We start from the raw sequence: 22,290 nt of genomic DNA, 5'->3' as shown, positions 1-22,290 counted from the left end.
TGTACATTTTTTCTACCTGCTATATCAGCTTTTTTCGCTATTGTCTTATTGTATATAACTTAAAAAAGGAGGAACAAAATGACCAATGGTATTCCTTACTATCTGCAAATTGCAGATGATATGCGTAGTAATATTCAAATTGAAAAATGGAAAGAAGGAGAAAAAATTCCGACAGAATTACAACTATGTGATATTTATCATGTCAGCCGTATCACTGTACGCAAGGCAATAGATGAATTGGTGAAAGATAATTTATTAGACAGAAAAAGAGCGAAAGGCACATTTGTCAAGAAGTTAGATGCGAAGTTATCCGATCACTTTACACTAGTTAAAAGCTTTACAGAAGAAATGAAAGAAGTCGGAATAGACATCGTTACGCAAACAGTGAATGTCTTAATCACTCACGCAGATAAAAGATTAGCGCAGTACTTAGATGTCGATTTAGGAGAAAAATTGATCGTTTTAAAACGATTGCGAGGAGATAAGAAAAAAAGTATCGGATATTTTATTACGTATTTTAAATATGAGGATTTTTTTAGCCTAAATACAAGAGATTACTATGGCTCTTTTTATGCCTATTTAAAGCAACACGACATTATCGTCACAAACAAAAAAGAAATTATCGAGTCTATACATCCGACCCAAGAAATCGCCTATTTTTTAAAAGTTTCCCAAAATACTCCGATCCTTAAACGTACGCGATTTACTTCTGATTTGACAAATAGTTTTAAAGAATACACGGAATGTTTTTACATTGGAAAGGAATATAAGTACTTTGTAGATTTTCATTAATAATGGCAAAAGAGTGTTGTCTTGTCCCTCAAAGTCTATCTAAAATCTCACTTCGATAGGTTCGCCATTTTTTCGTATTTGGTTCTTATAATCGAGACTAAATTCCTGTTAATCAATCTGCAACGATTTGCAAGGTTTCTTTTGCCGCATGGATCCATTTTGTCCTTTGATGGCAATAAAGACGTTGTTTTTTCTCGTGTGGGGAATTTTCTAGTTTGAGAAGTGACTTTGCTAGGGCTAGCTACACGCAAACGAATCAGTTGTCTTTCTAGTTTTTTTCGTTGTTGGATTAATTCAGTGTCTCCGCCTTCAAGTAAAGCATCTGCTCCACTCATGATCCTGTCGAATTCAAATATATGAACACCACTCTCTTTTTGACTTTTTTTATTCTTTGATATGGAGCTTATTGACATGGGAAATAGCTAGAATACTTACTCCTTATCAGAAACAGAAACCAATTCATGTAATACTATCTATTGAAATTCAAAAAAAATCCAACAGACCCTTCCAATGACTCTTTTGGGAATCAAAAGAAAGGAATAGGCTTTGTACAAATATTTCATTTGACAAAGCATAATAGTCTCATAGTGTACATTATCAAATACTATCGTCGAGAACGTAACCAATCTCGTAGCCAAAATAGCAAGCAGGTAGAGAAGTTATTTGGGGAATCAATTTACTGTTAGGTTAGCTCCTAGTGTCTACTTTTGACAGTAATTCATTCATGAAACAAATCCATATTCTCAAATACAGTTAAAGATTATATATCTTGTAATTCAATTAACCATGATCATATAGATGAAAAAATCTTATTACTATTTCCCTTAATAGGATTCGCTACTCATTATTACTAATATATTTTTTGTAAATATATCCTTCATGATTGAAAGATTTTTTTAATTATTCAAAATTTCTATCCTTTGATTATCTTTTCTTTCGGGCATCTATTGATAATAAATGAGCAAATAACTATAGGCGGATTGATTGCATTTAACACTATTGGTGTAATGTTTTTATCTCCTTTATTATCAATAGCTAATAGTTATAATCAACTATTGATGGTAAAAATTTATTTAGATAGATTGTTGGATATCTTAGAAACTAAAAATGAAACACTTACTAGTGGAGACCAAGAAATGAAAAGCTATACGGGAGCAATTAGCTTGGATCGAATTAGTTATCGATACAGCCTATTTTCAGAGAATGCAGTTTCGGATGTTCAATTGAAGATTTCTTCGAATGAAAAAATAGCGATTGTTGGCGCAAGCGGTTCTGGAAAATCCACATTATTGAAGCTCATGTCATGCTTATATAAGCCGACTAGTGGTGAAATCTACTATGATTATTTGAATGTGAAAGATGTTCGATTGCATGATTTGAGAGAACACATAGGCATTGTTTTACAAGAGAATGTTTTATTTAGTGGAACTTTTAAAGAGAATATCTTAATGGGAAGGGAATATTCAGATGAAGAAATTATGGAAAGCATTAAAGTAGCTAATTTAGAGGAACTGCTTTCATCATTTCCATTAGGTTTGGAAACAAGAATTTCAGAAAGTGGGCATAATCTTTCTGGTGGACAAAGGCAAAAAATATCTATTGCTCGAACGATTATATCTGATCCTAAAATTATTTTTATGGATGAGCCGACTAGTGCATTAGATAATATTTCTGAAAAAATTGTTATGAATAACTTATTTAAAGTTTGTTCAACGATGATTGTTGTAGCACACAGATTGTCTATGATTCAACATTTTCATAAAATCATTGTTATGGATCACGGGAGAATAGTTGCAATAGGTACGCATAGAGAACTGATTGAAAATTCCTTTTATTATAAAAAGCTATATGAGAAAAATGAAAAGGAATAGCTTCTACTATTTTCATTGATTAATGAATATAATTTTAAAGACCAAATGAGAGACTAGAAAATTGAGTAAACTATTACTCAACATAGTTAGGAAGGAGATGGCTTCGTGAATATAGTGCTTTTAGCGATAGGGAGTATAATGATATTTTTGTTTAATCTATACATTCATGAACTAGGACACTTAGTTTGTGGCTTTGCAACAGGGTACAAATTTCATAGCTTTCAAGCAGGATTTTTTATGTGGATTAAAGAGGAAGATCGTATAAATTTTAAGTTATTAAAGTTTTTTTCTATGGGAGAATGCTTGATGATTCCGCATGAAAATAAAGAAGTGTTTAAATTTTTTTGGTATAATTTTGGTGGAAGTCTTTTTAATCTATTAAGTGCTATTGCATTACTTCTTATTTATAAAAATTCAGAAGGAAGCATTTTATATGAGAATCTTTTAATTGTTGGGATTATTGCGGGTATTATGTTCTTTATTACGAACTCTTTTCCAACTCCAAGAGGAACTAATGATGGAACAAACATTTATGCGGCATTAAGATCTGAAGAAGCAAAAAGGGGGATGCATGCTTTCTTTTATCTTCCACCTACCATGGCGAAAAACGGCAAAAGATTCAGAGATTTACCTCATGAAATGTTTAAAGTTGATGAAGGAATTAAGCTAGATAATCAGTTTATCATTTATCTTCTTTTATGTGAAGCAAGTCGGTTACGAGACATGGGTGAATACAATCTTGCAATAGAAGAGCTTAACCGATTGGATTTTAAAAACTTGCCACCTTCATTTAAAATATTAGTAGCTCTTGAGTTTTTAGATTATCATATTATTCATCGCCCTGATTTTGAAAAAGCGAAGGGCATATATGAAGATAAAGAGGTGCAGTTATTTTTGAAAAATGATCGGCCTTCTAACACTAGAATTTTAGCAACATATACTTATTTTGTTTTGGGTAATGTAGTGGAAGGAAGGTATCTTTTAGAAAAGGCTAAAAAACAGCTAATAAACTTTCCTGATCGAGGATATAGAAAGATGGAAATTGAATATGTAGAACGTTTGGAGAAATTAATGTAATGTATGGAATCACTTATGTTGCGAATAAACTTATTTTTTGATTTTAAATAATCATGAACGTATAAAAGGAGATTGTTACAATGGATTAAGATATTCTCCTGCCTGATATTGTTCGATTGCACCTGTTATGAGAACCATGATTACTGGAGTTAAAGCCGCCATAATAGAAACAGGATAAATCCCAATAAAAAATAGTAAAGCACAAACAAAGGAAACGAGGATAAAAGTAGTTGGTGATTCTCCTAATTTCATGATTGGAGCGCCAATAAATTGATTTATTAAGTCAAAAATATTTACATCGGTTAAAAGTGAAAGTCCCATCTGAAATAATGCAATCATGATAAAGATAATGAATCCTATTGCTAGTGGTTCAAAAGACTGACTAACCATTGGTGGTACAGAATCAGGGAATTTGATTACTAATTTATCAGTTTTGACTGACCTTAGATAAGGCATTGAAATTAAAACTGATACAATCATTGTAACAAATAAATCAGAGCTCCCTAAATACTTTTGTTGGAAACCTATAATGACTTCTTCGCCATTTGGAATAGTCTGTGGCATTGAACATTGCTGTAAAAATTGGTGTTAACCCTACTGCTAAAAAGAATTCCGCAACTGATTGCATTGGAAAATTTGAAAGTAAAGAGTCTAATAAATCAGAAAGCATGTTAACTTGATAGACATTTTCCTCGCTAAGTAATTTGTAGACTGTCTCACTAAAGGTATCCATAGCCATCAAATCAACCATAAATTTTGGTTCTAATTTATTATTTCCAACAATAAAAATCGGTAGTCCTATATCTGCTAATTCCGTAAGCAACTGTATTGTTTTGGTAGAATTTCTATCTTTAGATTGAATAATCAATGCTTTGCAGCCTATACCATTCGTTGACACATTCACTTTTTCTATTTTAAATTCTAACAATAAATCAGTTGAAACAAATTCATAAGAAAAACCATGATCATTTAATATGGAGTTATCTTTTACTAAATGTTTCCCGTAACTTCCCTTTTCAGAATTTAGGTATTCATCTCTTAGAATCGCTAGATCAATATGATGTTTTTTCTTCTTTCTTTGATTAGTTTAATTTGATGAGCAAATATTTTTTCTTGATTATCAATTCCTTTATTAGACATTTTATTTTTCCTTTATGCAAATCCCCAAAATTTATAACGTCATTGTAATCGTTATCAAAAAAATATAGGCTATTAGAGCCTTTTTTTTGTATTAAAAGGACAATATTATACTTAAAATCCAAATATTTACCGAGTTATTTTGGAAAACAGATTAATTTCAAAGATTATCTAATAATTAGGTAGATGATCTCCCTTAATCAGACTGAACTAGAGATTAACACTCCGAAAATTAAAAAACTAAAATATGAAACATCAAAAAAGATAAATTCTTTGAAAATCAGAAAATTAAGTCTAAAAACCTGATAAAAATATCAATCAATTTGTTATTAAAACAAATCAGATAATGCAACGTTCAAAACAAACACTCCATAATGTTTAATCATATTTGAAAAATGGACATTCTACACAAATTGTTATCAAAATGATAAGAAGAGTAAAGCCAACTGTTCTAGTTCCTTCAACTTTTTGTTAATAGACTAAGGAACAAAAGTTACTAAAGAAGGGCTATAAGTACGAAATTAGGCGTGTTTAAATTCCTTTTACTTGTTCAAACTATTTCTAGAATAGTACAAAGAATGTTTGATATTTGGAAAGATCCATCAGAGGTACCGAAAAAAATCAAAGTATTCCAAAGAACAAAAGCGAGAACTGTTAATCATTAGGCAGTGTTATATATAAACTATTCGTATACTTAGTTATCCAAATAGTGATACCTGACGCAATGGCGTGAAGAAATAGCAGCAACCAAGGCTAGAAAACTTTGGAAAAATACGGAAAAATTAACCAAAAAATTATAAAGAGGATATGTTGAAAAATTCTTTATCTCCAAATAAGCAGAAAAAAGCCAACTGAAATTAGCTGACAGATAATTTTGAGTTTAGAATTCCCGCAGAGAAAATTCATTTATTACTACTTGTTGATTATCACGATATTGCTATCATTAGTTAGTCCATTAAATTCAAGCTTAATGCAGGATCAGTAAATAATATGTTAAGTGCTAGACTCGCTACCCGCCAAGTCAAAGTGAATCCAATCGTTCATTCTGACCGTGATACTTATTACCGACGACCCAATTAGTTCGAACAAATAGAAGAAGTGAATTTGTCTCGCTCCATTTCTAAAAAGGTTACTCACCAGCAAGCTCAGCCTTCGCAAGTTTGTTTGGCATCATAATCAACGAATAGGATTATATTGAGTGCTCAGTCCTCTCTAATAACGGAAAAGAATGTATTTAGTAAAAAGGGAAGAGAATTATACCCATCCCCTTTCATACATTTTATTATTGTCGTTCGCACTCAAAGTAGTGATTAAAAAATGTTGCTTGAGCTACTACTAGAATTTGAACAATCTAGTAGTAAACATTCAAGTCTTTAGATTCATCAGACAAATGGATAATATTAGCTGTTCAGTTCATTATTTCTGGACGGTCGTTTGTTTTAAGTTAATATACTGATGAATAAAAAAATGCTCGAAACGCTTTAATATCAACGTTTCGAGCAATGAAATAGTTGTTATCCGACAGACCCTTCCATCTCATAACTGATCAATCGGTTGAGTTCGACTGCATATTCCATTGGAAGTTCTTTGGTGAATGGTTCAACAAAGCCCATGACGATCATTTCAGTTGCTTCAGATTCGGTCAGGCCTCGGCTCATCAGATAGTAGAGTTGTTCTTCTGAGATTTTTGAGACTTTGGCTTCGTGTTCTAAAGAGACTTGGCTGTTGTGGATCTCATTAAATGGGATCGTATCGGATTTCGACCATTCGTCCATAATGATTGTGTCACATTCGATATGAGAGATCGAACCCGCACTGTTTTTGGCGAAGGTTACTTGTCCTCGATAGTTTACTTCTCCGCCGTCTTTTGAGATTGATTTAGAGACGATAGAGCTAGATGTATTGGGTGCATTGTGGATCATTTTTGCACCCGTATCTTGGATTTGGTTTGCTCCTGCAAAGGCGATGGAGAGCATGGTGCCTCGTGCACCTTTTCCATCTAAGTAAACACTTGGGTATTTCATCGTTGTTTTTGCACCTAGGTTTCCGTCGATCCATTCAACGGTTGCGCCTTCGTATGCTTTTGCTCGTTTGGTTACTAAGTTGTACACATTGTCTGACCAGTTTTGGATCGTTGTGTAACGGCAATACGCATCTTTTCTTGTAAAGATTTCTACGATGGCGGCATGCAGGCTGTTACTTGAATAAGTAGGTGCCGTACAACCTTCGACATAGTGGATGCTTGCTCCTTCGTCAACGATGATCAGCGTACGTTCGAATTGCCCCGTGTTTTCCGCATTGATCCGGAAGTAAGTTTGTAATGGAACATCGACTTTGACGCCTTTTGGCACGTAAATAAAGGTGCCACCTGACCATACGGCTGAATTCAGCGCTGCTAATTTGTTGTCAGTTGGCGGTACAAGTTTTGAAAAGTACTCTTTGAATAATTCAGGGTATTCTTTCAAAGCAGAGTCAGTGTCAGTAAAGACGATTCCTAACTTTTCGAATTCATCTTTCATATTATGGTACACGACTTCTGATTCATATTGTGCGGAAGCACCGGCTAGATAAGCTCGTTCTGCTTCTGGGATACCAATCTTTTCAAATGTATCTTTGATTTTTTCTGGTACGTCTTCCCAGTCACGAGCGGGTTTGTCACTTGGTTTTTGGTAATATTTGATGGCATCGAAATCGATGTCTGAAAGGTCGGGGCCCCATGTTTGCATTGGCATTTTGTTAAATGTTTCTAGAGATTTCAGACGGAATTCAAGCATCCATTCTGGTTCGCCTTTGATTCTTGACATCTCACGGATCACTTCTTCTGTCAAGCCTTCTCCTGTACTGAAAACCGGTTCGACATCATCGTGAAACCCGAATTTATATTCTTCTAATTCTGGTACGCCCATGTTCTCACTCCTCTTCCTTGTGGTAATGATGGAAAGCTGCGGTACCATCGTTTTCCATTGCTTTTCCTAGTGCTTTCCAGGCAAGTGTCGCACATTTGATCCGAGCTGGAAATTTAGCTACACCACCAAGCATAGCAGCATCGCCTAATTGGTCGGGATCTTTGACTTCTTTTCCTTGGACAAGCTGTAGAAAGTCTACAGTTAAATGTTCTGCTTCTTCTATTGATTTTCCGATGACGGCGTCTGTCATCATCGAGGCACTTGCCGTACTGATGGAGCAGCCACTGCCGTCAAAGGCGATATTTTTGATGATTCCGTCTTTTACATCGACTTGCAATTCGATCACATCTCCACATGTGGGGTTGTTCAATTCGATCTTGCTGGTCGAGTCAGTCAAGCTTCCACGATGATGCGGATGGGAAGAATGATCCAAGATCACTTGACGGTATAAATTGTCTAATTTAGATAGTCCCATGTTGGAAAAACTCCTTTGTTGCCATGATTGCTTCAACTAAACGGTCGGCGTCTTGCGTTGTGTTGTAGAAATAAAAGCTCGCGCGAGCAGTCGCTGATACTTCAAGGTACTTCAATAGCGGTTGCGCACAATGATGACCTGCTCTGACGGCTACCCCTTCCATGTCTAAAGCTGTCGCGACATCATGGGGATGTAACCCATCCAAATTGAATGCAACGACTCCTGTCCGAAAATTCGGGTCTTGTGGACCATAAACAGTCAATCCATCAATTGCTTGTAATTTTGGCAACACATAAGCGGCTAGTTCTTCTTCATATCGATGGATATTATCCATGCCGAGTTCTTGCAAATAATCGATTGCATGGCCTAATGCGATAGCGCCGGCGATATTTGGTGTCCCTGCTTCGAATTTCCAAGGTAGTTCTTTCCATGTACTGTCGTATAATTCGACAAAATCGATCATTTCGCCACCAAATTCAATAGGTTCCATTTCTTCTAACCATTTTCGTTTACCATATAAAGCACCAATACCTGTTGGTCCGCACATTTTGTGTCCGCTGAAAGCAAAGAAATCACAGTCTAGTGCTTGGACATCAATGGCCATGTGCGGGGCAGATTGAGCACCATCTACTACGATGACCCCGCCGTTTTCATGGACAAGTTCAGCTAATTCTTGAACAGGATTGATGACACCTAAGACATTGGATACATGAGCAATGGAGACGATTTTGGTTTTGTCCGTAATCTTTTTCGCTGCATCCTCCATATCCAGGAAGCCTTCTTCTGTTAGTTCGATATATTTCAAGACAGCACCTGTTCGTTTTGCCAACTGCTGCCACGGGATAACATTAGAATGATGTTCCATGTAAGAGAGCACTATCTCGTCTCCTGCTTTGATATAGCGGTCGCCGAAGCTTCTGGCTACCCAATTCAAGCTTGTCGTCGTACCACGAGTAAACAGCACTTCTGCTGTTTCTTTTGCATGGATGAACGCCCGTACTTTTTCTCTTGCTTGTTCATAATCATGGGTCGCGCGTTCTGCTAACGTATGGACACCGCGATGAACATTGGCGTTATCGTGTTCGTAATAGTGCGCTAATGCCTGGAGTACTTGTTTTGGCTTTTGGGTCGTCGCTGCATTATCCAGATAAACTAAAGGTTCATCATTGACGTCTTGAAATAAGATAGGAAAATCATTGCGTAGCTTTTTAGCATCGATCATCCATTCAACTTCCCTTCGATTACTTCGACTAATTCTTTCCGAACTTGTTCTACAGGGATTGCTGTTAAGACAGAACCGAGGAATCCTCGAATCACTAAGCGCTCTGCTTCTTCTTTATGCAATCCTCTACTCATCAGATAGTACATTTCTTCTGGATCAACTCGTCCTACACTGGCAGCATGTCCAGCAGTTACTTCGTTTTCATCGATCAAAAGAATAGGATTCGCATCACCACGTGCTTTATCAGAAAGCATCAAGACACGACTTTCTTGTTGGGCATCTGCACCTTTTGCCCCTTTCAAGATGTGGCCGATACCATTAAAGGTCAATGTTCCTTTTTCTCGGATCACTCCGTGTTGCAAAATATGCCCGATCGTATGAGGGGCTTTATTGGTTACTCGCGTATCGATTCCTTGGATTTGTCTGCCCGAGCTGATTGCCACGATTTTGACTTCTGCGTGTGCACCTTCTCCTGCTAAATCTGAGTCAAAGTCAGCGATCACATGACCGTCATTCATGACACCAATTGCCCAGTCGACAGAAGCATCTCGTAAAATGTGCCCACGGCGATTCATATAAGAAGTAATATTTTCTCCTAATTGATCTACGGCTGAATATTTGATTTTTGAACCAGCTTTAGCGATGACTTCCACGATGATATTACCTGATGATTTTGCTACTTGTTCTTTGGTTGTCTGGAAACGTTCCAGATAAGAAAATTCACTATGTTCATCTGCCACGATCAACACATGCTTGAAGAAGTGATCATCGGATGCGCCATCTTGAATGAATAAGGACTCGAGTGGTTCATCGATCACGACATTTTTAGGCACATACAGGAAAATACCGCTGTTCATAAAAGCTACATGGAGTGCAGTCAATTGGTCTTCGTTCATGTTTACTGCTTTTTTCATATAATATTCTTGGACTAGTTCTGGATATTCGATCATTGCAGTGAACAAGTCGGTAAAAATGACTCCTTTTTCTGCTAATTCCACAGGCAGTTGTTCAAAAATCGTCCATGAACCTTGTTGGACAAGCACAGGATTGTCTTTCATTGCATCAAATGCCGGAATCGTGCCTGTTTCACTGATGGTTTGTGTTTCTTTCACATCGAATAACGACCAGCGATGGAATTTCACCCGATCGATATGCGGCAATGGCAGTTCATCTGCTTTCGTTAGTGCGTCTTGACGGAAGGTTCTCATCCAATCAGGTTCGCCTTTACTTAAAGAAAAATCATTTACCGCGTCAAGATAATCGAGCCAGTTTTTTTCTTTCATTCTTGCTCCCCCTTACGCTTCTTCTTCTTTATAGTCGATTCCTAATTCTTTACTGATACCAGCGTAGCCTTCTGCTTCCAGACGTTTAGCTAGGTCAGCATTCCCTGTCATGACTACTCGGCCTTCCATCATGATGTGAACGACATCAGGTGTGATATAGTTCAATAATCGTTGATAGTGGGTGATGATCAATGCACCGAAATTGTCTCCGCGCATTTCATTTACTCCTTTAGCAACGACTTTCAAAGCATCGATATCCAGACCTGAATCGATTTCGTCTAAAATTGCAAATGTTGGTTCTAACATCAACAATTGCAGGATCTCATTCCGTTTCTTTTCTCCGCCAGAAAAACCTTCGTTCAGATAACGTTCAGCCATTTCTTCTGGCATATTTAGTAAAGCCATTTTTTCATCTAACTTTTTCAAAAATGCCATAACAGAAATTTTGTCGTTTTCATCACGTTTCGCATTGATCGCTGCACGCATGAATTCCGCATTCGTGATACCTGGTATCTCACTTGGATATTGCATAGCTAAAAATAAGCCAAGTCGCGCACGTTCATCTACTTCCAAGTCTAAAACATTTTTCCCGTCAAACAAAATTTCGCCTTCTGTTACTTCATAGTTTGGATTGCCCATGATAGCGGCAGATAAGGTAGATTTTCCTGTGCCGTTAGGTCCCATGATGGCATGGATTTCTCCGGTTTTCATTGTTAGGTTTACGCCTTTAAGGATTTCTTTTTCCTCGATCGACACATGTAGATTTTTTATTTCTAAGACAGACATGCATTATACCCCCAAATTCTCTTTCGTTCTCACTCATTTTAGACTAATTGAGAATGAAGCGCAATGACCTTCCTTACTAAAATCAAATATCTTTTATTTATTATTAAACAATTTTGATTTCTAAATTAGAATAGGTATAAAAAAGATGAGAAATAAGCCATTACAGACTTATTTCTCATCTTTTTTGTTCCATACCTTATTTTGCATCAGCCTTTACTGGTTTAACAGAGCCACCCCATTTGTCTGTGATCCATTCTTGGACTTCTTTGCGGTGAAGCACTTCAATCAGTTTTTTGATTTTGTCACTGTCTTCATCACCTTTACGAGTCGCAATAATATTCACGTAAGGAGAGTTGTCCTTTTCAAGCAATACGGCATCTTCTAATGGATTCAACCCTGCGCCGTAAGCGAAGTTTGCGTTGATTGCAACTAGGTCACCTTCATCATTTTGGTACGTAGAAGCTAAAAGTGATGGGTCGATCGTATGGTTGAACTTCAAGTTCTTAGGGTTTTCTTCAATATCATCGAATGTTGCTGTTTCCAGATCTACTCCATTTTTGACTTTGACTAAGCCAGCATCTTGTAGAATTGTGATGATGCGTCCCCAGTCTGATTCAGAATTTGAAGTAATGATTGTTGCACCATCTTTTAATTCGGAAACATCTTTGACTTTTTTAGAGTACAAGCCCATTGGTTCGATGTGGACAGCACCGGCATTGACAAAGTCATATCCTTTTTCTTTGATTTCTTTGTTCAAATAAGGAATATGCTGGAAGTAATTGGCATCAATGTCGCCTTCTTCCAAAGATTGGTTCGGTAATACATAGTCATCGAATTTGACGATTTCAAGATCGATTCCTTCATCTTTCAATAATGGTTTCACATGTTCCAAAATCTCTGCGTGCGGTGTCGGTGAAGCGCCGACTTTCAATGTCGTGTCGTCTGCTTTATTTGCTGAATCTTTGCTGTCGCTGTTGTTACCGCATGCTGCTAATCCTACAGTCAGCAAAAGCGCTGCTGCTAATCCAAAAATTTTCTTTTTCATATCCTACATCCCCCTATATCCTATTATCTTTTGTCTGTTTTCTTAGTTAAGAAATCACCGATTCCTTGAACGATAAATACGATTAGTAAAATAATTAAAGTCGCAACGAATGTCACTGTCAGATTACCACGCTGGTAGCCTTCCTGCCAAGCAAGACCTCCAAGTCCACCTGCGCCGATCGCGCCGGCCATCGCAGTAAATCCGATCATCGAGATCGTTGTAACTGTTAATCCAGAAATCAATGCGGGAATACTTTCAGGTATCAAGACCTTCCAGATGATTTCCCAGTAACTTGCTCCCATTGCATCTGCTGCTTCCAGTACACCAGGGCTGACTTCACGAAAAGCAATCTCTACTAGACGGGCATAAAATGGTGCTGCGGATAAAACAAGAGCTGGAATGGCTGCTTGCGCACCTAGCATAGTGCCTACGATTGCTTTAGTAAATGGAATGATCAAAACCATCAAGATCATAAATGGCGTTGACCGGAAAATATTACTGATGATCGATACGATTCCATAAATGATTCGAGCATACGGTTTGTTTTTGCGTCCAATAGAGTAAAGGATCAATCCCAAAACTAATCCGATGATCGTCACTAAGACCATTGAGATTAATGTCATATATAGTGTATCAAGGATAGCCTGATTCATCGTTTCCGGGTTGATTTGTTTAAAATCTAGATATGTTTCTGAAAAGCTTTTATCCACGATGGATCACCTCAATTCCTACTCCTTGTTCTTTGATGAACACTTCTGCTTGATCTAATTCTTTGGTTTCACCAGTCATCAAGACAGTCAATGAACCAAAGGAACCTTCTTTCACTTGTTTGATCTTTCCATACACAACGTTGACATCGATGTTATAGCGTCGAATCGCTTGGGAAATGACTGGCTCGTTGGCATTTCTTTCGCTAAAGGTCAAAGTTGCCAAACGGCCGCTTGGATTTTCTTTGATGAGTTCAGCTAATAGTTCTGTCGAATCAGCTTCTGGTTCGATGTCTTGTTGTACAAAGCGTTTGGTTACTTCTTTTTTCGGTTGTCTGAAGACAGTCAATACGTCTCCTTCTTCTACGACTTTCCCCAACTCCATCACAGCGACTTTGTTGCAGATTTTGCGGATCACATTCATTTCATGTGTGATCAAGACGATGGTCAAATTCAATTTCTTATTGATCGCTAACAATAAGTCTAATACTTCTTCTGTTGTTTGCGGGTCCAATGCGCTAGTAGCCTCATCACAAAGCAGGATCTCAGGATCATTTGCCAATGCTCGTGCGATACCGACGCGTTGTTTCTGTCCGCCGGAAAGTTGTGAAGGATATGCTTGTCCGCGTCCTTCTAACCCGACTAAACGCAACAGTTCTTCTGCCCGTTCTTTACGTTTGCTCTTTGGTACGCCAGCTAATTCCAGCGGCAGCTGGATATTTTCAAGTACAGTTCTTGACCATAACAGGTTGAAATGCTGGAAGATCATACCGATTTTCTTTCGGAATGTACGTAATTCTTTGTTTTTTAATTTTGTAATATCTTGATCGTTTACGATCACTTCGCCGCTCGTGGGAAGCTCAAGTCCATTCAGGAGACGGACTAATGTACTTTTTCCTGCGCCAGAATAGCCGACGATTCCATAAATATCCCCTTTTTCAACGTTTAGTGAAACGTCATTGACGGCTTGGATGTTTCCGTTTTTCCCATTGAATGTCTTTTTGACATTCGTTAGTTGGATTAATGACATGCCATTCACATCTTTCTCTTATGATTTTTCAAACAAAAAAGCCTTCGCCCTCTTGCCTTAAGCAAAAGGACGAAAGCTTGAACTTCCGTGTTACCACCTTGATTTACCGTTACTTCGCAATAACAGCCTCTTCCAGTACTTGGACTTAGCTTCTTTCCGTATACTGTCGCGCTGTAACGGGCACTCCCGTAGTAAGTTTGCTTACGCTCGCTTACTCTGCTCTAAGACCATCTTCCATCTCATTTTCGTTACCCATTTTCAGCAAACAGGGCTCTCTTCAAACGTCCGTGACATGTACTCTTCTTTTCAAAGCTTTCTCGTTTCATATAGGATTGCTTATGATTATAGCAACTGGAAGAATCAGTGTCAACTTTTTTCAAGTGATTTTCTGATTTTATAATTCGTCAAATTCTTTTGGATCAACATCTTTGAAACTTAAGATCCACGCATTCATTTCATCTGAATCATTCAAGATATTGATATCTTCACCGATTTTATCATTAACAGAAGAAACTGTACCCGTTAGCGGGCTGGCAAATTCATTGACCGCTTTTTCCGCTTCAACTTCGATCAGAGGTTCATCTTTTTTTAGCGATTGTCCTGCTTTTGGCAGATTGGCAAACGTGATGTCTCCAAGTTCTTCTTGCGCTTCATTTGTCAAACCAACACAGTATTCTTTTCCATTAAATAAGATCCAAAGGTTGTCCTTTTTCTTCAAATGCTTGCCTGCCATTTTATATCAGTTCTCCTTCATAAATTTTTTCATTGAATCCAATTGCAACAAGCTGGTCCTCTCGTAAGATCAGTGGCCGCTTGATCAGCATACCATCTGTCGATAAGACTTGGCTCGCTTTTGAAGCCGTAAACTCGCCTACTTGATCTTTCAGTCCAAGTTCCCGATATTTCATCCCGCTTGTGTTGAACAGGCGACGGATTGGTACTTGACTCGTTTCTAGCCAAGTCTCAATCGTTGAGGCCTTCGGTACTTCTTTGATCATATCAACAGTTTGATAACTAACGCCATGCTGGTCTAACCACGCTTTGGCTTTTTTGCATGTTGAACATTTCGGGTACCAGTAAAAGGTGTACAATTTTCTTACCTCCTTGAAGATCTTGCAGGTGCTTCATTTTGATATCTCATCGATAATATCAACCCGATACCGATCATGTTCCCTAAAATCGAAGATCCTCCTTGGCTAATGAAAGGCAATGGGATCCCTGTTAAAGGAAGTAATCCGATATTTGCTCCAATATTCTCAAAGACATGGAACAGCAGCATCATGATCAAACCGCTTGCGATATAGGCGTAAAATTCATTATTCGTATCGAAACACACCCGAATCATACGATAGATTAAAATAAAATACAAGAAAATGACGAATGCACCACCGATAAAGCCGAAGTTTTCACCGATAACGGTAAAAATCATATCGGACTCACGAACAGGCACATAAATATTGCTTACGTTGAATCCTTTACCAAACAAGCCACCGGTACCAATTGCCAAAAGTCCTTGGGCCGGCTGATAACTCATTCCTGACGTATCATGGAAAGGGTCCAGCCATGAATCAATACGTGCAAACTGATAAGATTTGAAGCCAACTTTGTAAAGCAAGTCTCTTCCGCCTTCAGTCGTAACCAAGAAGATCGTTCCTGCTCCAACAACTACTGCCAAGATTACTACAGGTGCGATGATGCGCCAAGAGATTCCAGACATCAAGAAAATCCCGCCAAAGATCGCAAGAAAGACAAGCATCGTTCCAAAGTCATCTTGGGCCATGATCAATGCTAAAACCGGTATTGTCACGATCAAGAGCTTCCCAATCAGCCAAAAGTCCGATTTCATCGTCCGTTCTTTTACTTGCGTATTATGTTTAGTTACGATCAGTGCCATCATCAAGATGTACGCAATCTTCATCAACTCTGCTGGCTGGAAAGTAAACGCACCGAATCGAAACCAGTTTTTAGACCCTGTTGAAGCAGCTAAATTCTGATCATAGAATTTGAGCAAGAGTCCCATTACCACTAACCCCAAACCATAAAGGTAAGGAGTCAGTTTCCAGATCCATTTGGAATTCAAATGCATGATGACAACGATTGCTGCCGCTCCAACTAAATACCAGACAACTTGCATCCCTACGCCTTTCAAGACTGCTGGATTGTTCGGATCATGGCTAAGTGCTACATATAATGAGAGCAGACCAATCAAACATAACAGAAAGACTGGTAAAATCACGCCATAATCAATACGATTATCGTTCGAAGCTTTTAATTTTTTTTCCATGTTTCATCCCTTTTCTTAAAAACCATACTGCTGATTATTATAGCGGTCCAGTTAGATAATGGAAAGTCTTTCCATAGACATTTGGGAAAAATTAACTTTCCGTTTGTGCAGTTGCTTGAGCAAATGCAGTACAAAAGCCTACTGCTTATCTTTAGTGTATCATAGAACTTTTTTTGATACATGCAATTATCTACCAGCTGAGATTCTCCTCGCTGTGAGAAGTTTCTGTGCTTTCATTGTATCGAAGGATCTCTTCGGCAATCTCTAGCAGCTGATCAGAAACCAGATTGGTTCGTTGGATGAAATAAAAATACCGATGGAAATTCAACGGAGTCATTGGCACATTTTCTGGAACAGAGCGCTTAGACAAAATCGAGCGACCGATTCCTTCCTTCAGCAACGCAACAATTACATCGTTACTTTTCACGATCATCTTCTTATCTTGGATATTCATCTCTTCAAAATAACGCTGCGTGTAATGAAAAACACCAGAGTTTGCTTCTCTTACAAGCCACAATTTGCTTTTTGGGTCCCCAGCGATGACTAGCTGGTCTTCCATCAAAGAGTATCTTTGTACGCCGGAAGTCTCTAATGGCTTTTCGATAAAACCAAAATCGGATTCATGTTTCGCTACTTGTTCTAATGATTCATGAGAATTCGCGATTTCGATCTCAAAATGCACTTTAGGAAACCTTTTGATCAGATGTTTCATCAACTGAGGCAAAAGATAGACAGCAAAGGTGTGGGAAGCAACGATCCGACATACTTCTTCTTCATTTTGTTCATTGAGCAATTTTTGCTGAGTTTCTTCCCATTCTTCTAACAAAACCAGTGTCCGTTCATATAATAAGTCGGCTTGCTTAGTTGGAAGCATCTCTTTTCTTCCGTTACGTTGAAAAAGATCGATATTCAATTCCCGCTCCAACTGTTTGATTTGATTCGAGACTGCTGGTTGAGATAAAAACAGTACTTCTGCTGCTCTGGAAAAATTTCTTGTTTCATATACTGCTCGAAAAGTCGTTAATAACTTAAACATGGCACCACTTCCATAACTTTTTATGATAATTACTATAAAAACTATTTGATTTAAATATACAAAAAACCATCTATAATAGAAATGTACAACAAAACAGTTGCTGATCCAACTAGTAACTTAGATGAAGACAATCAGCTGTCTGCTTGCTCGTAATCATACATTCCTATTCATTTTACAATGTATTCGTTCATCTTGGTACTAAAATCTATTAAATAAAAAGGAGAATATTATATATGAAGAACTTTTTGAAAATTATTCCGATCCCGATCTGCGGGTTGATCCTTGGGTTAGCTTCCCTTGGAAATCTGTTTAAAGACTATCACCATGTTGCTTTAGGCAATCTAACTGGCGGTATCTCTATGATTCTTATGATATTCATTTTTGTTAAATTGTTTATCTTATTCGAACACACGAAACAAACGTTGCATGATCCAATCATCGCCTCCGTTTCACCAACTTTTACGATGTCACTCATGGTTATTTGTACTTATTTTGTTTCATATGAAAGTATTGCACCAATTGTCAAATTCATTTGGCTGTGCGCTGTTATCTTCCAAGTGATCCTTGTCTTTTATTTCAATTATCACCATGTTATCAAAGCTGATCTTTCAATTGAAGCAATTTATCCAAGCTGGTTTATCATTTACGTTGGATTTGGGGTCATCACTGTAACTGCCGGGAACTTCTTCCCGCTTATTGGAAAAATTTTCTTTTGGATTTCATTGATCTGCTATGCGTTCTTATTGCCGATCATCATCAAACGTGTCTTTTTCGTAAGAAATATGGCTCATCCGACACGTCCGCTGATTACGATCGTTGCAGCACCTGGTTCTCTTTGCCTAACAGGTTATCTTAAAAACTTTGCTGAACCTAATTTTTATCTTGTCTTAGCATTGTTCGCTTTATCTCAAGTATTGTATTTCGTTGTGCTGTCTATGCTTCCACGTTTGTTCAAGCTTCGTTTTTATCCAAGCTATGCAGCCTTTACATTCCCGCTTGTTATCTCTGCAACAGCTATATTTACTACTGTTCATTACTTCAACAGTTTAGGTATCTATAGTAGCGTATTGGATTTCTTAAAAGTTGCGGAATGTCTGTTTGCAAGTGTAGTTGTCTTCTACGTTCTTGCTCATTACGTACGTTTCTTAATTAAAGAACATAGCAAACATGGAAAATTTGTTTCTAAAAAAATCGCTTAATAATCGATTCAATAGGTTGTGAAAAAGCTGTTCTGCATCAAGTAATAAGAACGGCCAAACAAAAACAGCTGTTCATGTTTTTGTACTGGTTGGGCTTATTACCGCAGATGCAAGCTTTTGAACACCGTTTACCAAGAGGTCGTAAAAGAAGTGGTCAGCTTCAAGAAATAAGAAGGAATTTACGAAAATTGCTTCTCAAATTTTTGTGAAATTTCGGCTTATTTCCGAAGAAGCTACTTCTGGAACACCGTTTACCAAGAGGTCGTGAAAAAGCCGCTTAGTTTCGAGTATTAAGAAAAATTTTTTGAAAATGGCTTTCCACATTTTTGCATAAATTTGGCTTAATACCGAAAAACTGGCTTTTGAACACCGTTTATTCGAAACAAGAGGTCGTGACAAGACTTTTGTCACGACCTCTTGTTCTTTTGTCAAAATACTGGTTTAGTGCTACTATGTTCGAGTATGCTTTTAGTATTTATTGACGAAAGGAACCGATCAAATGAAATCATTGTCACATCCAATAAAATCTGTAAAGGATTCAGCGGTCCGCGAAATCTTACCCGGGTTACTGCTTTCTTTTGCCATCGCTGCCTTCAGCAGGCTTCTTGCTATTTATCTGCCACAGTTAGGTGGAGCGACTATTGCTATTTTATTGGGTATTTTATTAGGAAATACTTTTTTTAAACAGCCTGTTCTAGCAATCGGCACAAAATTTGCTGAAAGCAAACTATTAGAATTCTCTGTTTTTTTACTAGGTGCAACTGTCACAGCTCAAACGATTGCTCAAATTGGTATAAAAGGAATTGTTTTTGTGTTACTGCAAATGTCAGTCACTATCATCGGTGCTTACTTGATTGGTAAAAAACTGCAATTCAGCGATACTTCTTCTTTGATGATGGCTGGAGGAAACGCTGTTTGTGGTTCTTCTGCTATTGCTTCGATCGCCCCTTCCATCCATGCGAAAGAGGAAGAAAAAGGACAGATCATCACACTAGTCAATCTACTGGGTACTGTGATGATGTTGACTCTCCCTTTTCTTGGATTACAGTTGTTTGGTGGAAATCTCATTGAAAAAAGTGCACTTTTGGGTGGTACACTCCAATCTGTTGGTCAAGTAGTCGCTGGGGCAAGCTTACTTGACAATTCTGTTGTCGAATTCGCCATGCTATTTAAGATTCTACGTATTATGATGCTCGTTGTTGTTGTCTATCTGTTTGAAAAATTCATGCACAAGAAACAACCAGCTCTGTTTGAAACGCCAACTGATACGCAGAAAAAACGAAAATTACCGCTTCCTTGGTATGTATTAGGGTTTGTGATCTTTTGTTTGGTCAACAGCTTGTTTTCTTTACCTGTAGTTATTGACCAATCGGCACATTTTATCAGCAGCTGGTTTGAGATCACTGCTTTAGCGGCAATTGGTCTGCGTTTAGACTTTGCAAAATTCATGAAAGAAGGTACACGCTTCTTATTTTATGGATTAGCTGTCGGGCTTCTCCAAACAGTGATGGCTTTACTATTTATTTGGCTGATCAAAGTTTAGAATGAACATGAAAAAACAGTTGTGATTCTCGCATGGAACAATGTCCGAATCACAACTGTTTTTAATTTTGCAGATATCCTTCTAACAACAACAATTGGCGTTTGATTTCAACCCCATCTATTGCGTTTCCCATATATCCTGTCAGTTTTCCATTTTGCCCGATCACTCGATGACAAGGAATAACGATTGGCAATGGATTGGTTCGATTTGCCTGCCCAATCGCTCGCACAGCTTTCGGACTATCAACAGCAACAGCTACTTCTTTATACGTTCGGATTTCTCCATAAGGAATAGTCGACAAAGCTTTCCAGACATTTTGCTGAAAAGGCGTACCTCTCTTTATAGATAAAGGAACATCAAATTCTTTTCTTTTTCCCGCAAAATATTCTTCAAACTGTTCTTGTGTGCGCGTTAAAATTTGCTGATTCGCTGATTCGTTTTCTGAAATTGGCTGAAAAGATACAGCAGTCAATCCGGATTCATCTGCATCTAACCATAAAAAGCCGATAGGTGTGTGTATTTTCATTTTGTTTGCTCCTAGTCAATAGACTGGAACTTCCTCCTTTTTCTCTATCCAAAACTACTTGCCAACTAATAAAAATTGTTCTTAAAAGTTTGATAAACCGAGGAAACATGGTAAACTAAATACGTTAGTTTACAAAAAGAATACCTGTTCTTTTACGTAAAATCAAATTTTAAAGGTGTTATTTAAGGTTTATTAAATTTTGAATGTAAACCATATATAAACATACGATTGAAAGGATAGAAACGATGAAAGTATCAATTGTTGTCCCATGTTTTAATGAAGAAAAAACTGTTCCTCTTTTTTTTGATGAGGTTGAAAAATTCAAAGGTGCCCATGAGTTCGAATATTTGTTTATTGACGACGGATCAAAAGACGGTACGTTAGCAGCAATCAAGAAGCTAGCCTCAGCTTATCCTTATGTCCGCTTTGTCTCATTTTCCAGAAATTTTGGGAAAGAAGCGGCTCTATACGCTGGATTGCAAGCTTCTACAGGAGATTTAGTGACCGTGATGGATGTTGATCTGCAAGATCCGCCCGAACTGCTTCCTGAGATGATCAACCGGATCACTACTTCTGATATCGATTGTGTCGGCACCCGGCGTTCGACTCGTGAAGGCGAGCCTGCGATACGCAGTTTCTTTGCGAAAAAATTCTACCAGTTGATCAATAAAATCAGCGATACAGAAATGGTCGATGGCGCTCGTGATTTCCGCTTGATGACTCGTCAAATGGTGGATGCCGTCCTAGAATTAACAGAATACAACCGATTTTCAAAAGGATTATTTAGCTGGGTCGGGTTTAAAACAGAATATATTTCTTATGAAAACCGCGAACGTGTGGCTGGCGAAACATCTTGGTCCTTCTGGAAATTATTCAACTACTCGATTGATGGTATCGTGAACTTCTCGGATGCACCGTTAACGATTGCTTCATTTATCGGCGCTTTGTCTTGTGTCGGTTCTGGTATTGCAATTTTGTTCATTATTTTGCGGGCATTGTTGTTTGGTGATCCTACATCAGGATGGCCTTCCATGGTCTCGATCTTCCTGTTCATTGGTGGAATCCAACTGTTATGTCTTGGAATCATCGGGAAATATATCGGGAAAATCTTCTTAGAAACGAAACAGCGTCCTGTTTATATCATAAGAGAAACAGAAAAAGTGAAGCCAAATGAATTGAAGCCTCACCAATAATATACGTCAAATGAAGTAAACATTTTTTTAAATGAAAAAGGACTGTGACAAAAGTCTTGTCACAGTCCTTTTTTCCGAATAAATGGTGTTCCAGAAGTAGCTTCTTCGGAAATAAGCCGAAATTTCACAAAAATTTGAGAAGCAATTTTCGTAAATTCCTTCTTATTTCTTGAAGCTG

21 protein-coding genes and 1 other annotated feature are annotated in these 22,290 nt (G+C 37.8%); of the genes, 6 read left to right on the top strand and 15 right to left on the bottom strand.

Annotation, left to right across the window (positions count from 1 at the left end; genetic code table 11):
- The first annotated feature begins 78 nt into the window (after positions 1-78).
- The 3 genes from IGL31_RS02555 to IGL31_RS02545 all read left to right on the top strand — a co-directional run bounded on the left by IGL31_RS02555 (position 79) and on the right by IGL31_RS02545 (position 3,740).
- Complete coding sequence (locus IGL31_RS02555; RefSeq protein ID WP_010727437.1) at positions 79-792, top strand: GntR family transcriptional regulator; 714 nt, start codon at positions 79-81, stop codon at positions 790-792.
- Positions 793-1,772: 980 nt separating this feature from the next.
- The gene (locus tag IGL31_RS02550) at positions 1,773-2,663 is read left to right on the top strand and encodes a peptidase domain-containing ABC transporter (RefSeq protein WP_256927188.1); all 891 of its coding nucleotides are present in this window, start codon (positions 1,773-1,775) and stop codon (positions 2,661-2,663) included.
- 105 nt (positions 2,664-2,768) lie between these two features.
- Positions 2,769-3,740: a site-2 protease family protein gene (locus IGL31_RS02545; protein WP_081156423.1), complete on the top strand. Its 972-nt coding sequence runs from the start codon at positions 2,769-2,771 to the stop codon at positions 3,738-3,740.
- A gap of 75 nt (positions 3,741-3,815) precedes the next feature.
- Here IGL31_RS02545 and IGL31_RS02540 read toward each other — a convergent pair whose 3' ends face one another.
- The 14 genes from IGL31_RS02540 to IGL31_RS02475 form a co-directional block, all read right to left on the bottom strand.
- Positions 3,816-4,304 (bottom strand): PTS transporter subunit EIIC, encoded by a 489-nt coding sequence (locus tag IGL31_RS02540; protein ID WP_081156422.1) that lies wholly within the window; start codon positions 4,302-4,304, stop codon positions 3,816-3,818.
- The gene (locus IGL31_RS02535; protein WP_144443810.1) at positions 4,234-4,638 is read right to left on the bottom strand and encodes a hypothetical protein; all 405 of its coding nucleotides are present in this window, start codon (positions 4,636-4,638) and stop codon (positions 4,234-4,236) included. The genes IGL31_RS02540 and IGL31_RS02535 overlap by 71 nt, the downstream gene beginning before the upstream one ends.
- Before the next feature lie 1,753 nt (positions 4,639-6,391).
- The gene (gene sufB / locus IGL31_RS02530; protein ID WP_002287686.1) at positions 6,392-7,783 is read right to left on the bottom strand and encodes a Fe-S cluster assembly protein SufB; all 1,392 of its coding nucleotides are present in this window, start codon (positions 7,781-7,783) and stop codon (positions 6,392-6,394) included.
- 4 nt (positions 7,784-7,787) lie between these two features.
- Positions 7,788-8,258, bottom strand: a complete 471-nt coding sequence (gene sufU, locus IGL31_RS02525; protein ID WP_002287684.1) for a Fe-S cluster assembly sulfur transfer protein SufU — start codon at positions 8,256-8,258, stop codon at positions 7,788-7,790.
- Positions 8,245-9,480: a cysteine desulfurase gene (locus IGL31_RS02520; protein WP_081156421.1), complete on the bottom strand. Its 1,236-nt coding sequence runs from the start codon at positions 9,478-9,480 to the stop codon at positions 8,245-8,247. The genes sufU and IGL31_RS02520 overlap by 14 nt, the downstream gene beginning before the upstream one ends.
- Positions 9,477-10,763, bottom strand: a complete 1,287-nt coding sequence (gene sufD / locus IGL31_RS02515) for a Fe-S cluster assembly protein SufD (protein ID WP_002331648.1) — start codon at positions 10,761-10,763, stop codon at positions 9,477-9,479. The genes IGL31_RS02520 and sufD overlap by 4 nt, the downstream gene beginning before the upstream one ends.
- A gap of 12 nt (positions 10,764-10,775) precedes the next feature.
- Positions 10,776-11,549 (bottom strand): Fe-S cluster assembly ATPase SufC, encoded by a 774-nt coding sequence (gene sufC / locus IGL31_RS02510; protein WP_002287679.1) that lies wholly within the window; start codon positions 11,547-11,549, stop codon positions 10,776-10,778.
- Positions 11,550-11,745: 196 nt separating this feature from the next.
- Complete coding sequence (locus IGL31_RS02505; RefSeq protein WP_081156419.1) at positions 11,746-12,594, bottom strand: MetQ/NlpA family ABC transporter substrate-binding protein; 849 nt, start codon at positions 12,592-12,594, stop codon at positions 11,746-11,748.
- A 23-nt stretch (positions 12,595-12,617) separates the two neighbouring features.
- The gene (locus tag IGL31_RS02500; RefSeq protein WP_002287674.1) at positions 12,618-13,304 is read right to left on the bottom strand and encodes a methionine ABC transporter permease; all 687 of its coding nucleotides are present in this window, start codon (positions 13,302-13,304) and stop codon (positions 12,618-12,620) included.
- Entirely contained in the window at positions 13,297-14,331 is a 1,035-nt protein-coding gene (locus tag IGL31_RS02495; RefSeq protein WP_002304234.1) for a methionine ABC transporter ATP-binding protein, read from the bottom strand. Before IGL31_RS02495 ends, IGL31_RS02500 begins: the two co-directional genes overlap by 8 nt.
- A gap of 62 nt (positions 14,332-14,393) precedes the next feature.
- Positions 14,394-14,650: a binding site (T-box leader), on the bottom strand.
- Positions 14,651-14,725: 75 nt separating this feature from the next.
- Positions 14,726-15,064 carry a glycine cleavage system protein H gene (locus IGL31_RS02490; RefSeq protein ID WP_002291179.1) on the bottom strand — a complete coding sequence of 113 codons (339 nt, stop codon included), beginning with the start codon at positions 15,062-15,064 and terminating at the stop codon, positions 14,726-14,728.
- A gap of 1 nt (position 15,065) precedes the next feature.
- Positions 15,066-15,422, bottom strand: a complete 357-nt coding sequence (locus IGL31_RS02485) for an arsenate reductase family protein (protein WP_002295166.1) — start codon at positions 15,420-15,422, stop codon at positions 15,066-15,068.
- A gap of 5 nt (positions 15,423-15,427) precedes the next feature.
- Positions 15,428-16,615 carry an FtsW/RodA/SpoVE family cell cycle protein gene (locus IGL31_RS02480; RefSeq protein WP_002291183.1) on the bottom strand — a complete coding sequence of 396 codons (1,188 nt, stop codon included), beginning with the start codon at positions 16,613-16,615 and terminating at the stop codon, positions 15,428-15,430.
- A 190-nt stretch (positions 16,616-16,805) separates the two neighbouring features.
- Positions 16,806-17,651, bottom strand: coding sequence for a LysR family transcriptional regulator (locus IGL31_RS02475; protein WP_002291186.1), 846 nt, complete (start codon positions 17,649-17,651; stop codon positions 16,806-16,808).
- Positions 17,652-17,884: 233 nt separating this feature from the next.
- On the opposite strand from IGL31_RS02475, the gene IGL31_RS02470 reads away from it, so the two are divergent.
- Positions 17,885-18,850 carry a TDT family transporter gene (locus IGL31_RS02470; protein ID WP_010718307.1) on the top strand — a complete coding sequence of 322 codons (966 nt, stop codon included), beginning with the start codon at positions 17,885-17,887 and terminating at the stop codon, positions 18,848-18,850.
- Between the two features lie 499 nt (positions 18,851-19,349).
- Positions 19,350-20,393, top strand: coding sequence for a YeiH family protein (locus IGL31_RS02465; protein ID WP_002298276.1), 1,044 nt, complete (start codon positions 19,350-19,352; stop codon positions 20,391-20,393).
- A gap of 61 nt (positions 20,394-20,454) precedes the next feature.
- On the opposite strand, the gene IGL31_RS02460 is transcribed toward IGL31_RS02465, so the two are convergent.
- Positions 20,455-20,919, bottom strand: a complete 465-nt coding sequence (locus IGL31_RS02460; RefSeq protein ID WP_086299864.1) for a methylated-DNA--[protein]-cysteine S-methyltransferase — start codon at positions 20,917-20,919, stop codon at positions 20,455-20,457.
- 245 nt (positions 20,920-21,164) lie between these two features.
- Between IGL31_RS02460 and IGL31_RS02455 the strand changes: the two genes are divergently transcribed.
- On the top strand, positions 21,165-22,112 hold the full coding sequence (locus IGL31_RS02455) for a glycosyltransferase family 2 protein (RefSeq protein ID WP_002289773.1): 948 nt from the start codon (positions 21,165-21,167) through the stop codon (positions 22,110-22,112).
- Positions 22,113-22,290 lie beyond the last annotated feature (178 nt).

Source organism: Enterococcus sp. MSG3290 (assembly GCF_050555565.1).
In the GTDB taxonomy this organism is placed as follows: Bacteria; Bacillota; Bacilli; order Lactobacillales; family Enterococcaceae; genus Enterococcus_B; species Enterococcus_B faecium.
Note: the sequence above shows the minus strand (reverse complement) of the source record. Positions and strands in the feature narration are given on the sequence as shown.

Coding starts and splice junctions, on each gene's coding strand:
- IGL31_RS02555 (WP_010727437.1), top strand. CDS start 79: ATGACCAATGGTATTCCTTACTATCTGCAAATTGCAGATGATATGCGT.
- IGL31_RS02540 (WP_081156422.1), bottom strand. CDS start 4,304: ATGCCACAGACTATTCCAAATGGCGAAGAAGTCATTATAGGTTTCCAA.
- sufB (WP_002287686.1), bottom strand. CDS start 7,783: ATGGGCGTACCAGAATTAGAAGAATATAAATTCGGGTTTCACGATGAT.
- sufU (WP_002287684.1), bottom strand. CDS start 8,258: ATGGGACTATCTAAATTAGACAATTTATACCGTCAAGTGATCTTGGAT.
- IGL31_RS02520 (WP_081156421.1), bottom strand. CDS start 9,480: ATGATCGATGCTAAAAAGCTACGCAATGATTTTCCTATCTTATTTCAA.
- sufD (WP_002331648.1), bottom strand. CDS start 10,763: ATGAAAGAAAAAAACTGGCTCGATTATCTTGACGCGGTAAATGATTTT.
- sufC (WP_002287679.1), bottom strand. CDS start 11,549: ATGTCTGTCTTAGAAATAAAAAATCTACATGTGTCGATCGAGGAAAAA.
- IGL31_RS02505 (WP_081156419.1), bottom strand. CDS start 12,594: ATGAAAAAGAAAATTTTTGGATTAGCAGCAGCGCTTTTGCTGACTGTA.
- IGL31_RS02495 (WP_002304234.1), bottom strand. CDS start 14,331: ATGTCATTAATCCAACTAACGAATGTCAAAAAGACATTCAATGGGAAA.
- IGL31_RS02490 (WP_002291179.1), bottom strand. CDS start 15,064: ATGGCAGGCAAGCATTTGAAGAAAAAGGACAACCTTTGGATCTTATTT.
- IGL31_RS02480 (WP_002291183.1), bottom strand. CDS start 16,615: ATGGAAAAAAAATTAAAAGCTTCGAACGATAATCGTATTGATTATGGC.
- IGL31_RS02475 (WP_002291186.1), bottom strand. CDS start 17,651: ATGTTTAAGTTATTAACGACTTTTCGAGCAGTATATGAAACAAGAAAT.
- IGL31_RS02470 (WP_010718307.1), top strand. CDS start 17,885: ATGAAGAACTTTTTGAAAATTATTCCGATCCCGATCTGCGGGTTGATC.
- IGL31_RS02465 (WP_002298276.1), top strand. CDS start 19,350: ATGAAATCATTGTCACATCCAATAAAATCTGTAAAGGATTCAGCGGTC.
- IGL31_RS02460 (WP_086299864.1), bottom strand. CDS start 20,919: ATGAAAATACACACACCTATCGGCTTTTTATGGTTAGATGCAGATGAA.
- IGL31_RS02455 (WP_002289773.1), top strand. CDS start 21,165: ATGAAAGTATCAATTGTTGTCCCATGTTTTAATGAAGAAAAAACTGTT.